12 protein-coding genes and 1 other RNA gene are annotated in these 12,868 nt (G+C 56.3%); 8 read left to right on the forward strand and 5 right to left on the reverse strand.

Features of this window, described 5'->3' with window-relative positions; translation table 11 throughout:
• Positions 1 to 94 precede the first annotated feature (94 nt).
• The 3 genes from zapA to AC1RKG_RS19170 all read left to right on the forward strand — a co-directional run bounded on the left by zapA (position 95) and on the right by AC1RKG_RS19170 (position 1,285).
• On the forward strand, positions 95 to 424 hold the full coding sequence (zapA, locus tag AC1RKG_RS19160) for a cell division protein ZapA (RefSeq protein WP_012146623.1): 330 nt from the start codon (positions 95 to 97) through the stop codon (positions 422 to 424).
• 41 nt (positions 425 to 465) lie between these two features.
• Positions 466 to 648, forward strand: a non-coding RNA gene (gene ssrS, locus AC1RKG_RS19165) — 6S RNA.
• Positions 649 to 676: 28 nt separating this feature from the next.
• Entirely contained in the window at positions 677 to 1,285 is a 609-nt protein-coding gene (locus tag AC1RKG_RS19170) for a 5-formyltetrahydrofolate cyclo-ligase (protein ID WP_048760863.1), read from the forward strand.
• Between the two features lie 206 nt (positions 1,286 to 1,491).
• Here AC1RKG_RS19170 and serA read toward each other — a convergent pair whose 3' ends face one another.
• Both serA and rpiA read right to left on the reverse strand, forming a co-directional pair.
• Complete coding sequence (serA, locus tag AC1RKG_RS19175; protein ID WP_020828501.1) at positions 1,492 to 2,730, reverse strand: phosphoglycerate dehydrogenase; 1,239 nt, start codon at positions 2,728 to 2,730, stop codon at positions 1,492 to 1,494.
• A 324-nt stretch (positions 2,731 to 3,054) separates the two neighbouring features.
• A complete protein-coding gene (gene rpiA, locus AC1RKG_RS19180; protein ID WP_020828502.1) occupies positions 3,055 to 3,711 on the reverse strand; it encodes a ribose-5-phosphate isomerase RpiA in 657 nt (218 codons plus the stop codon).
• A gap of 202 nt (positions 3,712 to 3,913) precedes the next feature.
• On the opposite strand from rpiA, the gene AC1RKG_RS19185 reads away from it, so the two are divergent.
• Positions 3,914 to 4,807 carry a LysR family transcriptional regulator ArgP gene (locus AC1RKG_RS19185; RefSeq protein WP_020828503.1) on the forward strand — a complete coding sequence of 298 codons (894 nt, stop codon included), beginning with the start codon at positions 3,914 to 3,916 and terminating at the stop codon, positions 4,805 to 4,807.
• Between the two features lie 438 nt (positions 4,808 to 5,245).
• On the opposite strand, the gene AC1RKG_RS19190 is transcribed toward AC1RKG_RS19185, so the two are convergent.
• The 3 genes from AC1RKG_RS19190 to AC1RKG_RS19200 all read right to left on the reverse strand — a co-directional run bounded on the left by AC1RKG_RS19190 (position 5,246) and on the right by AC1RKG_RS19200 (position 7,658).
• Positions 5,246 to 5,977: an oxidative stress defense protein gene (locus AC1RKG_RS19190; protein ID WP_071888896.1), complete on the reverse strand. Its 732-nt coding sequence runs from the start codon at positions 5,975 to 5,977 to the stop codon at positions 5,246 to 5,248.
• Between the two features lie 122 nt (positions 5,978 to 6,099).
• Positions 6,100 to 6,717, reverse strand: coding sequence for an arginine exporter ArgO (argO, locus tag AC1RKG_RS19195; RefSeq protein WP_493183595.1), 618 nt, complete (start codon positions 6,715 to 6,717; stop codon positions 6,100 to 6,102).
• 122 nt (positions 6,718 to 6,839) lie between these two features.
• Entirely contained in the window at positions 6,840 to 7,658 is an 819-nt protein-coding gene (locus AC1RKG_RS19200) for an IclR family transcriptional regulator (protein WP_020828506.1), read from the reverse strand.
• Positions 7,659 to 8,020: 362 nt separating this feature from the next.
• On the opposite strand from AC1RKG_RS19200, the gene AC1RKG_RS19205 reads away from it, so the two are divergent.
• Genes AC1RKG_RS19205 through AC1RKG_RS19220 form a run of 4 tightly spaced genes read left to right on the forward strand, consistent with a single transcriptional unit; the run spans position 8,021 to position 12,638 of the window.
• Positions 8,021 to 9,574 (forward strand): sugar ABC transporter ATP-binding protein, encoded by a 1,554-nt coding sequence (locus AC1RKG_RS19205; protein ID WP_115058081.1) that lies wholly within the window; start codon positions 8,021 to 8,023, stop codon positions 9,572 to 9,574.
• The gene (locus tag AC1RKG_RS19210) at positions 9,567 to 10,649 is read left to right on the forward strand and encodes an ABC transporter permease (RefSeq protein WP_493183596.1); all 1,083 of its coding nucleotides are present in this window, start codon (positions 9,567 to 9,569) and stop codon (positions 10,647 to 10,649) included. The genes AC1RKG_RS19205 and AC1RKG_RS19210 overlap by 8 nt, the downstream gene beginning before the upstream one ends.
• Before the next feature lie 15 nt (positions 10,650 to 10,664).
• The gene (locus tag AC1RKG_RS19215) at positions 10,665 to 11,765 is read left to right on the forward strand and encodes an ABC transporter substrate-binding protein (RefSeq protein WP_130015842.1); all 1,101 of its coding nucleotides are present in this window, start codon (positions 10,665 to 10,667) and stop codon (positions 11,763 to 11,765) included.
• A 12-nt stretch (positions 11,766 to 11,777) separates the two neighbouring features.
• Entirely contained in the window at positions 11,778 to 12,638 is an 861-nt protein-coding gene (locus tag AC1RKG_RS19220) for an SMP-30/gluconolactonase/LRE family protein (protein ID WP_493183597.1), read from the forward strand.
• The last annotated feature ends 230 nt before the right edge of the window (positions 12,639 to 12,868 follow it).

The following is a 12,868-nucleotide window of genomic DNA, read 5'->3' on the forward strand; positions in this document are numbered from 1 at the left end:
TATCTTGGTACCGAGGTATATATAGTGGCGCCCGCTTTGGTAGGCCCGGTCAGGGCAAGCTGGGGCTGGCGCGAAATTTAGGCAGGAAGGTGGCATGTCTGCACAACCGGTAGATATTCAAATTTTTGGTCGCTCTTTAAGAGTCAATTGCCCGCCAGAACAACAAGATGCGTTGAACATGGCCGCGGTCGATCTTAACGAACGGTTGCAAGATCTTAAAGTTCGCACTAGAGTCACAAATACTGAGCAGCTCGTTTTCATCGCAGCATTGAACGTTTGTCATGAACTTGCTCAAGAACGGTTGAAAACCCGTGATTATGCGTCCAATATGGAACAACGCATTCGCATGCTGCAACAGACCATTGAACAGGCTTTGCTTGAACAGGGTCGCATCTCTGAACGTCAGGATGCACAATTCGAATAACTTAAGTTGCTGAAACCTCAGGTTTTGGCAATGAGTAAAAAATTTCTCTGAGATGTTCGCCAGCGGGCCAGTCCCCTGAGCCGATATTTAGTACCAACAGAATGTGATGATCCGCGATCGGTGTGCATGCTCGGCCCGCCGAGAAGCCTTAAGATTGCGACAGCACGTTCACCTTGAACCATGGGTTCAAGGGTTACAGCCTGCGACGGCATCTCGGAGATTCCCCCTTCCTCAGCGGTATGTGTGCTGACTATGTCTTTTCAAGCCCAGTATGCCCAGCAGCGGCAAAATATCCGAAATCAAATCCGTCAGCGTAGACGCGCTCTAACGCCTGAACAACAACAACAATCCTCCCTGCAGATAGCTGAACGCATCGCTGCACATCCACGCATCCTGGCAGCGCAGAATATCGCGGTATTTTTGTCGTTCGACGGTGAGCTAAATACCCGCCCGTTGATTGAACGGCTGTGGCAGTTGGACAAGCAGGTTTATCTGCCCGTGTTGCACCCGTTCAGCAAGGGTAATCTGTTATTCCTGCATTACACCCCTGAAACGCCGCTGGTGCACAACCGCTTCAATATTCTCGAGCCCGAGCTCGACGTGCGCCACGTGCTGCCATTGGGCTCGCTCGACGTGGTACTGACGCCGTTGGTGGCCTTTGACAGCGCGGGCCAGCGCCTGGGGATGGGGGGTGGCTTCTACGATCGTACGCTGCAAAACTGGCAACACCGTGGCCCTTATCCGATAGGCCTGGCCCATGATTGCCAGCAGGTCGAACAGGTGCCGGTGGAACACTGGGATATTCCGCTGCCGGAGATTGTGACCCCCGCGCAGAATTGGGTTTGGCAGATCGTTAAATAGCAAAAGGCCGGATAAATCCGGCCTGAGACTGCTGACAAACATATAATGTTTGGCGGCAGGCGCTAAAGGTTTTGAAAATAAACCAGGAAAATCAATTTGTTGATTTTCGGCTAATAACACAAAGGGGGAAAACCACGCTTTTATCCCCCTTTGTCAATAACCTGAGGCCGGATAAATCCGGCCTTTATTCGTTACAGCACGTTCAATCAGAACAGCAAGCGAGCACGGATAGTGCCGTCAATCGCCTTCATACGTTGCAATGCCGCATCGGCACGCTCGGTTTCCGCTTCAATATCGATCACCACATAGCCGATTTCCGCACCGGTTTGCAGGTACTGCGCGGCGATGTTCACCCCTTCTTCAGCGAAGATCTGGTTAATCTGCGTCAGTACACCCGGACGGTTTTCATGGATGTGCAGCAGGCGGCTGGCGTTAGGCCCATGCGCCGGCAGGGACACTTCCGGGAAGTTTACCGCCGACAGGGTTGAGCCGTTGTCGGAATATTTCGCCAGCTTGCCGGCCACTTCGTCACCGATATTCTCCTGCGCTTCCTGAGTGGAGCCGCCAATGTGCGGGGTCAGGATCACGTTATCAAATTCGCAAAGCGGTGAGTTGAACGGCTCGCTGTTGGTCGCAGGCTCTTCCGGGAAGACGTCGATCGCCGCGCCGGCCAAGTGCTTGCTGGCCAATACCTTGCACAGTTCCGGAATATCCACCACGGTGCCGCGCGAAGCGTTGATCAGAATCGAGCCCGGCTTCATCAGTGCCAGCTCTTCTGCACCCATCATGTTTTTGGTTGATGGGGTTTCCGGCACGTGCAGCGTCACCACGTCGCTCATATTGAGCAAGTCTGACAGGTGGCGCACCTGCTGAGCATTGCCCAACGGCAGCTTGTTCTCAATATCGTAGAAGAACACTTTCATGCCCAGGCCTTCGGCCAGGATGCCCAGTTGGGTACCGATATGGCCGTAGCCGATAATCCCCAACTTCTTGCCGCGCGCTTCAAACGAGCCCACGGCCAATTTTTGCCATTCGCCGCGGTGCGCTTTGGCGTTGGCGGATGGAATGCCGCGCAGCATCAGCAGCAGTTCGCCCAGCACCATTTCGGCCACGGATCGGGTATTAGAGAAAGGTGCGTTAAACACCGGAACGCCGCGTTTGGTCGCCGCCTTCAGATCAACCTGGTTAGTGCCGATGCAGAAACACCCTACCGCCACCAGCTTTTCTGCAGCGGCGAAGACTTCTTCGGTCAGATGCGTACGCGATCGGATGCCGACGAAGTGAGCATCGCGGATGGATGCCTTAAGCGCTTCGGTGTCTAACGCACCTTTGTGATATTCAATGTTGGTATATCCGGCTGCCAGCAGATTATCTACCGTGCTCTGATGAACCCCTTCCACCAACAGGAATTTAATCCTGTCTTTCTCCAATGATACTTTTGCCATTTACCCGACCCTATGTTCAGACTTCAGAAGCGGCTGTTGTTAACAGCACGCATCCAACATAACAAAAATAACGCGGGCGGCAATACAAACGATTGCCCGCCCGTCAGTACAAGGCTCAGCGATGTTGGCGGTTTGTGGCAGAAAATGCCATAGGGAAAGAAATAGACAGAAGCTTTGTGGAGCTAACGCTGACAATGTGACATATGTCACCAAATTTGGCGCTTTAAAGAAAAGATATTTTAGCCAGTGAATTATGCGGTCCGCTGGGATCCAAGATTGTATTCCAGAGGGGCGCCATGGCGACGCCCCTGCTAACACATGCGGTTATTCGACGACTTTCACACCTTCAGGCGTGCCGACCAACGCCACATCGGCGCCGCGGTTGGCGAACAAACCGACGGTCACCACGCCGGCGATACCGTTAATTTTGTTTTCCAGCGCGATGGCGTCGACGATGCTCAGGTTGTGCACATCGAGGATCACGTTGCCGTTATCGGTCAGCACATTCTGACGATATTCCGGCAGGCCACCCAGCTTCACCAGTTCACGCGCCACATAGGAACGCGCCATCGGGATCACTTCGACCGGCAGCGGGAACTTGCCCAGCACGTCGACCTGCTTGCTGGCATCGACGATGCAGATAAATTTGCGCGCGATGGCGGCAATGATTTTTTCGCGAGTCAGCGCGGCACCGCCGCCTTTGATCATCTGCATCTGGCGGTTGATTTCATCCGCACCATCAACGTAAATATCCAGAGAATCCACTTCGTTGCTGTCGAACACGTGGATGCCGAGGCTTTTCAGCTTGGCGGTGGAGGCGTCGGAGCTGGACACCGCCCCTTCGATTTGGTGCTTGATCGAGCCGAGCGCGTCAATAAAGTGGGCGGCGGTGGAGCCGGTACCTACCCCAACGATGGTGCCAGGGGTTACGTAATCCAGCGCGGCCCAGCCAACCGCTTTTTTCAGTTCATCCTGCGTCATAATATGTCCATTGCCTCTGTACGAAAACGTGTGCGTATTATAGGGTAAATCGCTATTTTTCACTCAGGCAGGATCACACTTCTTCACCCTAAGCCGCATTTTTAGGCGCGTCGAGGTAAAGTCGCGCGGTGATTTTCCACCTGTAAAACACCCCAGATGTGGCATAGTGCCTGTATCTATTACTGTAAGGGATATCTTTCCGATGAAACGCCCAGACTATCGAACGCTGCAAGCGCTGGACGCGGTGATCCGTGAGCGCGGCTTTGAGCGCGCCGCGCAAAAGCTTTGTATCACCCAATCGGCAGTATCCCAGCGCATTAAGCAGTTGGAAAACCTGTTCGGCCAACCGCTGCTGGTCCGCACCGTACCGCCGCGCCCGACCGAGCAGGGCCAAAAATTGCTGGCGCTGCTGCACCAGGTCGAGTTGCTGGAAGAGGAGTGGTTGGGCAACGACACCGGTATCGACACGCCGTTGCTGCTGTCGCTGGCGGTCAACGCCGACAGCCTCGCCACCTGGCTGCTGCCGGCGTTAAAACCGGTGCTGACGGACTCCCCCATCCGCCTGAACCTCCAGGTGGAAGACGAAACCCGTACTCAGGAACGCCTGCGGCGCGGTGAAGTGGTCGGCGCGGTGAGTATCCAACCGCAGCCGCTGCCGAGCTGCCTGGTAGACCGGTTGGGTGCGCTGGACTATCTGTTTGTCGCCTCGAAGGGTTTTGCCGAGCGCTACTTCCCGAACGGCGTCACGCGTTCTGCGCTGCTAAAAGCGCCGGCGGTGGCGTTCGACCATCTCGATGACATGCACCAGGCTTTCCTGCAGCAGAACTTTGATCTGTCGCCGGGCAGCGTTCCCTGTCATATCGTGAACTCATCGGAAGCCTTCGTGCAGTTGGCTCGGCAGGGCACCACCTGCTGTATGATCCCGCATCTGCAGATTGAGAAAGAGTTGGAGTCGGGCGAGCTTATCGACCTTACACCAGGCCTGTTCCAGCGCCGCATGCTGTTCTGGCACCGCTTCGCGCCGGAAAGCCGCATGATGCGTAAAGTGACCGATGCCCTGCTGGAGCATGGTCGTCAGGTTCTGCGTCAGGATTAAAAGGTAAAAAGGTTCGCCGCAGCGAACCTCAGATTACTAACAAAGCTGTTTTAAGTCCGAGATTCCCGGATCTCGCGTACCGAGGGGCTATTACGGGATGCATCCCTGTATCCCATCCTCCGGGCTGACTGGAAGTCATTCCAATTTGCTCCCGGCAAATTGGTCAACGGCCAAGGTCGTAACGACCACGTCAGCACGATCTCGCTAATAACAGGTTTTATCAGCAGTTTGAAAAGCCTGACTTATACCCTAGATAATTGGAGTTGCATCACAACAAAACCAAGGGTTTTGTTGTGATGCGCTTGCGTTGGCCCCGACGGGGCGAGGCTTTGCCGAGTAACGCGGCCAGGGCGGGAGTCCCCAGTCACTTACTCAAGTAAGTGACTGGGGTGACTGCCTGCAGCCAACACAGATGCAGCTTCAAGTATGACGGGTATGTTACTGCGCCGTGTTGCGCTGCAGCTCGAAGACTACATCGACCTGATCGTCAAAGTGAATGCTCTGTTGCTCGTAGGTTTGCGCCACGTCGCTTTCCGCAGCGGCTCCCGCCGCTTTGTACATGCGCGCTACCGGCATCGGCTGGTAGTTGGCGACGTGATAACGAATGCTGTAAACCGGCCCCAGTTTCGCGTTGAAGCCTTTCGCCAGTGAAGCCGCCTGCTGCGTGGCGTTCTCGATGGCTTTCTGACGCGCCTGTTCGCGGTAAACATCCGGTTTGGCTACGCCCAACTCAACGGCGCGGATCTCGTTCAGGCCAGACTTCAACGCGCCGTCCAACAGCTCGTTCAACTTATCCAACTGACGCAGAGTAACCTGCACCTGACGAACTGCACGGTAGCCTTTCAGCACCGACTCACCGGTTTTCAGGTAATCGTATTCCGGCTGGGTGCGCAGGTTTGCGGCGCTGATGTCTTTCTTCTCGATATTGTTTTTCTGCAGGAAATCAAAATATTGCGCTACGCGCTCATCGACCTGCTTCTTCGCCTGTGCCGCGTCTTTAGAAGAAACGCTGACCTCGATCGCCAGGGTGGCGATATCTGGAGTGGCGTCAACGCTTGAAGTGCCAGAGGTCACCACGTGCGGCCCTTCCGGCACTTCAGCCGCTTGCAACGCCAGCGGTAACGTCCCTAATCCAATCATTGCGGCCATAGCCAATGCTTTAAGCTTCACAGAGTCTCCTTGATGACAGGCTGTAACTGATTACCGGCCTTTCTCGACTGAAAACGGCCGGTTCCTTGGCATCAAACGTAGCATATCGCACGGGCTTTTGAATTCGGATTAGTGACAAATTCTTATAAACTTGCGCCCTGCCAGGCCAATTGCAATGCGATGCCCCACATCACCACGCCGACCAGCGTATTGATAACGCGCTGTGCCATTTGGGTCTTCAACCAGGGTGCCAGCCAGGAAGCCAACAGCGCCAGCGCGAAGAACCAAAGAATCGACGCGCTCACCGCCCCCAGCGCAAACCAGGAACGAACTTCCGGCGCCAACTGACCGCCCAGGCTGCCCAACACCACAAAAGTATCGAGATAAACGTGCGGATTAAGCCAGGTTACCGCCAGCATGGTCACCACCAGCCGCCAGCGACTCTGCTTCAGTTCCTCGGCCGTTGCCAGCGCCAATTGGCGGCTGAACGCGGTGCGAAACGCCCCCCAGCCGTACCACAACAGAAAGGCAACCCCGCCCCAGGTGACCAACGCCAGCAGCAACGGCGAACGACTCAACAACGCGCTCCCGCCGAAAATCCCCCCGCAAATCAACACAACATCGCTCAATGCGCACAGTGAGGCGACCATCAGATGATACTGACGGCGGATGCCCTGGTTCATGACAAAAACATTTTGCGGGCCCAGCGGCAGGATCATCGCGGCGCTCAGGGCAAAGCCCTGCAGAAAGACAGCTAGCATGGTATTCCTCACAGAAAGAGTGCGCCGGTCAGCGGCGCGTGTCGGTCAACACGCGCATCATAGGAGGAAAAAATTATTAGGTGAAATTGATATTTCTAATCAACTATCAGCAATGCTAATAATCAGGCGGGAATGACAAAACCCAGCTCCTGAGAAATGCGCTGCGCGGTTGCCAGCACTGGCTTAATCAGGGCTTTAACGCCGATTTGCTGCAGTTTGGCGGTCGGCAACGATACCGATACCGCGTAGGGTACCCGCTGTTGAATATCAAACACCGGCGCCGCTACGCAAGACACGCCCAGCTCATTTTCTTCGCGATCCATCGCCATGCCCTGTTTGCGAATGTCGGCCAATTCCTCATACATCTTCGGTAATTCGGTAATGGTATTGCGCGTCAGCGTCTGGATCTCATGCTGATGTGTCTGCCAGTAGTGTTCCGGATAATCACTGTTGCCGTAGGCCATAAATATCTTGCCCATCGCCGAGCAGTACAGCGGCATATGCTGACCGATATAGGCACGAGTGCGCATCATGCCGGTGGTGGGCTCCAGCTTGTAGATCAAAATAACGTGGTCGTCTTCACGGCTGGAGAAGTTTACCGTCTCCCCCACCTCAAGATTGAGCTGCTCCAGATGTGGTGCGGCAACGTGGATAATATTCAGCGAAGAAAGCGCTTTCTGGCCGACCGAAATGAACTTGGTGGTCAGGCGATAGCTGCCGGGCGACGGCGCCTGTGTCACATATCCGCTGGTATGCAACCCTTGCAGCAGGCGATGGACGGTGCTTTTGTTCATGCCGGCCAACTCAGACAGATGCGCCAGTGGGCAGCCGTTAGGGAAGTTGCTCAGGATCTCAATCAGTTGCAATCCGCGGAACAGGCTTTGACTGCCCAGGGGTTTGTCTTTCTTGTCATCTTTCTCTTCGACAGCTTTCAAGCTCATTGCGCAATTTCTCCAGTGTCGAACCGCCAGCCAACGCCACGGCGTGGCAAACGGCCCCTTTGCCGGGAATGTTACCCCAAGGCCCGCATCAGGTGAAGACGGAACGCCGTTTCATTGTCAGCAGCAGGTTAAAAATGCGCAACACTCTGCTAACCCCTGAAGTGAGTTGTACGTCACAATTCCGCAAAGACATAAATAACCAGTTGTTTTAAAACAAGAATTAAAACACCTCCGGCTTTGCTTTAGATTGGCGTTCGGCATATTATTTTTGAAATTGAATTTCGCATATTGAAATTTAACGGACATATAAACACCAGAAAGCATAAATCCGATTGCGTATTTCACTATCAGGGGCGCATCACATGACACCAGATAATGCGGAACAACCCATTCTAACCCTCAGCCATATCGTTAAGCGCTTTGGCGGCAACGTCGCGGTAAACGACGTCAGTCTGCAGGTGATGCCGGGCGAAGTCCTGGCCCTGCTGGGCGAAAATGGCGCCGGCAAATCGACGCTGATCAAAGTGCTGGCCGGGGTGTATCCACGCGACGGCGGCGACATTCAGTTCCAGGGCACCAGCATAGCCTCCGCCGCGGCGATAAAAAGTGACAGTCGCCAGCCTATTGCCTTTATTCATCAGGACCTCGGGCTGATCGAATGGATGACGGTAGCGGAGAACATGGCGCTGGTGATGGGATTCCCACGCCGCTTCGGCCTGATCGACTGGCGAGCCATTCGCCGCCGCGCCGCTCAGGCGCTGCAGGATGTCGGCATCGCGCTGGATCCCGACGCCAGGGTGTTCGAACTGTCGCGCACCGAGAAATCCCTGCTGGCGATCGCCCGGGCGGTGGCCGTTAACGCCGAACTGCTGGTGTTGGATGAACCGACCGCCTCGCTGCCCGCCAACGATGTGCGTCATCTGTTTGCCGTCATTAACCGGCTGCGCGACAAAAAGGTCGGCATGATTTACGTCACCCATCGGCTGGACGAAGTGATCGAGATTGCCGACCGGGTATGCGTCATGCGCGACGGCCGCTATGTGGCGGGCGGCAATACCGCCGACTATTCGCTGCGGGATCTGGTGCAGATGATCGTCGGTGAGGCAATGGCAGAAGATCAGCGCGAGCCCCTGCCGGAAAATCAGCCGCCGGTGTTGCAGCTCAATCACGTGGTGGTGGGCGATATCGGCCCGGTCAGCTTTAACCTGCAGCCCGGTGAAATGCTGGCGCTGGCCGGCCTGCGCGGCGCAGGCCAAGAAGAGATTGGTCGCCTGCTGTTCGGCCTGCGTCATGCCGATGAAGGTGAAATCCGCTTTCGCGACCAACCCTATAGCGCCAGTAGCCCACAACAGGCCATGGCCTGCGGCGTTTCGCTGGTGGCGGGTGACCGTACCGGCGAAAGCCTGGTGATGTCGATGAGCGTGCGTGAAAACCTGTTTATCAACCCTTGTGCCAGTGGCCACAAGCTGCTTTCCCGCTACAGCCGCCGGGCCGAAATCGGCGCCAGTTGGTGGAAAGTACAGCTGTTCGACGTGCGGCCCAAGGACGTCAATATCGATATCAGCGCCCTGTCCGGCGGGAACCAGCAAAAGGTGGTGATGGCGCGCTGGATGCACCTCGGTGCCCCATTACTGATCCTGGAAGATCCCACCGCCGGTGTAGACGTAGGGGCCCGGGCGGAAATCTACCATCTGTTAAATAAATCCCTGGCTGACGGCATCGCGGTGTTGGTGATCTCCAATGACTTTGAAGAGATCGCCCATATCTGCAACCGCGCACTGGTATTCAACCGGGGAAAAGTGGTCGGCGAGCTGAAAAATCAGCAGGTGTCATTCGCCAATTTATTGGAGCTGGCCTCCGCCAGCTCCGGGGAACCCCTCGCGACAACGTTAGAATCTGAGGTAGGCCATGTCTAAAACATCTGTTAAATCAACGGCACTGGAGCAAAGAGTCAGCCTGTCGCAGGACGGTGCCGGCCCCTGGCTGATGCAGGTTCTCACCCGCTACGGCCTGCTGCTGCTGTGCGTTGCGCTGGTGGTGCTATTTTCGCTGATCGCACCGTCTTTCGCGTCCATGCTGACGCTGCAGGCAATCCTCTCCAGCAAAGCCAAGATTGCGCTGCTGGCACTGGCGGCGACCATCCCGATGATCGTCGGCAAAATTGACCTTAACGTCGGTTTCGGCATCGTGCTGTGGCATATCCTGGCCATCACCCTGCAGGTGGAATACGGCTTTTCGTGGCAGATGGCGGTACTGACGGTGCTGACCCTTTCCGCTCTGTACGGCCTGCTGAACGGCATTCTGGTGGCACTGGCGGACATCGACAGCTTCGTCGCCACGCTCGGATCCGGCACCGTGCTGTATGCCATTGCGCTGTGGCACTCCGGCGGGCGACAGATCGTCGGCGATCTGCCGGATGCTTTCATCGCCCTGCACCATACCGAGATCGGCGGGATCCCGATCGTCGCATTCTACGTGCTGATCGTCGCCGTGGTGCTGTGGTTGATCACCGAACATACCCCGCTTGGCCGCTGCATGTACGCCGTGGGCGGCAATCCGGCGGCGGCACGGCTGAACGGCATCTCGGTCAATCGCTTCACCATTGGCGCCTTTATCGCCTCCAGCGTGCTGACCGGCTTCAGTGGCATACTGATCGCCGCCGAACAGGCCGTTGGTCAGGCCAGCGTCGGCATGGACTACCTGCTGCCGGCGCTGGTCGGCGCCTTCCTCGGCAGCACCACCATTCGCCCAGGCCGGGTTAACGTCTGGGGCACCGTGGTTGGCATTGCCATTCTGGCTATCGGCATCGCCGGTATCCAACAGTTCGGCGGTGAATTCTGGGTCGAGCCACTGTTCAACGGTGCGACGCTGTTGCTGTCGATCACCCTGGCGGGCTATGCCCAACGCCGCCGGTTACTCAATCAAAAAGCGGTACAACGCAGCCCAGCCGCTACGGCTGATAAAAATAACCAAAAAGCGATCAATCCTTAACCAGGAGTGCACCGAATGAAACGTATTTGGATATTACCGACCACCCTGCTGCTGGCCAGCGCTGCTTCATCCGCCTGGGCCGACGCCTATCTGGATCAGGCCACCGCAGCGGTCGCCAAGGCGACTGCCAGCGTGACTCAGTGGGACGGCCCCACCAGCGGGCCACAGCTGCAAGCCAACAAGAAAATCATCTTTATCGCTTCGGACATGAAAAACGGCGGTGTGCAAGGGGTGCAGGAAGGGCTGAGCGAAGCGGCGAAAGCCGCGGGCTGGAAGCTGGAAACCCTCGACGGCGGTGGCTCGGTGAAAGATCAGCTGGCCTCGCTCAATCAGGCCATTGCCCAAAAGCCGGACGGCATAGTGATCGGCGGCTGGAACCCTAACGTCGCCAAGATCCCGCTGAAAAAGGCCATTCAACAAGGCATAGTGCTGACGGCCTGGCACGCGGTGCCGGAGCCGGGGCCAATCGCCAAGTACAGCGTGTTCTATAACGTCACCTCTGACTCTAACGAAGTGGCGCGCATTGCCGCCCAATATGCCGTGGTGCAGTCCGGCGGCAAAGCCAGCGTGCTGATCTTCACCGATTCGCTGTACCAAATCGCGCTGGACAAGGCCAACGTGATGAAAGAGGAGATCGGCAAATGCAGCGGCTGCAAGGTGGTTGAGTTTATCGATACCCCGCTGGCGGACACCGCCAACCGCATGCCCGCCATGACCTTCAGCCTGCTGCAGAAATACGGCGATCAATTCCAGTACGCACTGGCGATTAACGATTTGTATTTTGACTTTATGGCACCGGCGCTGAAAACCGCCGGTAAGGGCGGTACCCATGCGCCATACAGCATTTCCGCCGGCGACGGCTCGATTTCGGCCTATCAGCGCATTCGTTCCGGCGGCAGCCAGTCGGCGACGGTGCCGGAGCCGCTTAAACTGCACGGCTGGCAACTGCTGGATGAGTTCAACCGTGCCTTCGCCAAACAGCCACCTTCCGGCTACGTGACCCCGGCGCACCTGGTGACCCGCGACAACATCACCGCCGACGGCGGCGCCAGTAACCTGTATGACCCGCAAAATGATTATCAGGGCCATTACAAAGCCATTTGGGGCGTGAAGTAAGCGGAGGTCAGCATGAACGAACTGATGGCGGGCCCGCCGCTCGAACGCCTGTGCTCACCGGCCATTTGGGCCGAGGGGCCGGTGTGGCTGCCCGCGCAAAACGCGGTGGTGTTCAGCGATGTGAAAGGCAATCGCATGTTCCGCTGGTCGCGACAGGGGGAACTGAGCCTGTGGCGCTCCCCGTCGCATTATGCCAACGGCAACGCACGGGATGCCGAAGGCCGCGTGGTCAGCTGCGAGCACGGACGACGCGGCATCAGCCGAACCGAAAACAACGGTGAGGTGCAAATGCTGGTCGATCGCGTTGACGGCAAGCGTTTCAACTCACCCAACGATCTGGCGGTACGTTCCGACGGCACCCTTTGGTTTACCGATCCGCCCTACGGCATTATCGGTGACGAAGAAGGTTACAAGTCGGAAAGTCAGATCGTTGGCTGTTACCTTTACTGCTTCGATCCCCGCGACGGTTCGCTGAACATCGCGGCCAGCGATCTGCAGCGCCCTAACGGCCTGGCGTTCTCGCCGGATGAGTCTCTGCTGTACGTGGCGGATATGTCGATCGTCGATTTCCCAACCCTGGGCCGCAGAGAGCTGCGGGTGTATCAGGTTAACGGACGTGAATTAAACGCCGGACGCCGTTTTGCCACCGTGGCCCCCGGCTTCCCGGACGGCTTTTGTGTCGATGCGTTTGGAAACATTTTTTGCAGCTGCGCCGACGGCATACTGATCTTCGACAGTCAGGGAACACAGCTCGGTAAGATCGAAGTGCCGGAGCGGGTTTCCAACTGCACGTTTGGCGGACCAGACGGCAATGAGCTGTACATCACCGCCACCACTTCGCTGTACCGCAAGATACTGAATATGCGAGGGTAATTAGTCATAACGGCCAAAGCAGAGCGGGCAGTTACCGCTCTGCTTTGCCACGCCTAAAACACCGCAACGGCCAAAAACGTGTCTGCGATCACAAAACCACCAAGTTAATTTAACCACTTGTTTTATATAAATAACTTTCTCTTCCCTCGCTTTGACTTCACCTGGCCGCAGGTATAGCATTTATTTGAAATGCAATTTCGCATATTGAAATTTAAAGAACACAAAACAAA

The organism is Serratia sp. GW822-FHT06D09 (genome assembly GCF_058799515.1).

What these genes read in the sequence shown, in the direction of transcription:
- serA (WP_020828501.1), bottom strand. Translation starts at nt 2,730, where the DNA reads ATGGCAAAAGTATCATTGGAGAAAGACAGGATTAAATTCCTGTTGGTG.
- AC1RKG_RS19200 (WP_020828506.1), bottom strand. Translation starts at nt 7,658, where the DNA reads ATGAGCTTGAAAGCTGTCGAAGAGAAAGATGACAAGAAAGACAAACCC.
- AC1RKG_RS19185 (WP_020828503.1), top strand. Translation starts at nt 3,914, where the DNA reads ATGAAACGCCCAGACTATCGAACGCTGCAAGCGCTGGACGCGGTGATC.
- AC1RKG_RS19170 (WP_048760863.1), top strand. Translation starts at nt 677, where the DNA reads ATGTCTTTTCAAGCCCAGTATGCCCAGCAGCGGCAAAATATCCGAAAT.
- AC1RKG_RS19210 (WP_493183596.1), top strand. Translation starts at nt 9,567, where the DNA reads ATGTCTAAAACATCTGTTAAATCAACGGCACTGGAGCAAAGAGTCAGC.
- zapA (WP_012146623.1), top strand. Translation starts at nt 95, where the DNA reads ATGTCTGCACAACCGGTAGATATTCAAATTTTTGGTCGCTCTTTAAGA.
- AC1RKG_RS19205 (WP_115058081.1), top strand. Translation starts at nt 8,021, where the DNA reads ATGACACCAGATAATGCGGAACAACCCATTCTAACCCTCAGCCATATC.
- AC1RKG_RS19220 (WP_493183597.1), top strand. Translation starts at nt 11,778, where the DNA reads ATGAACGAACTGATGGCGGGCCCGCCGCTCGAACGCCTGTGCTCACCG.
- argO (WP_493183595.1), bottom strand. Translation starts at nt 6,717, where the DNA reads ATGCTAGCTGTCTTTCTGCAGGGCTTTGCCCTGAGCGCCGCGATGATC.
- AC1RKG_RS19215 (WP_130015842.1), top strand. Translation starts at nt 10,665, where the DNA reads ATGAAACGTATTTGGATATTACCGACCACCCTGCTGCTGGCCAGCGCT.
- rpiA (WP_020828502.1), bottom strand. Translation starts at nt 3,711, where the DNA reads ATGACGCAGGATGAACTGAAAAAAGCGGTTGGCTGGGCCGCGCTGGAT.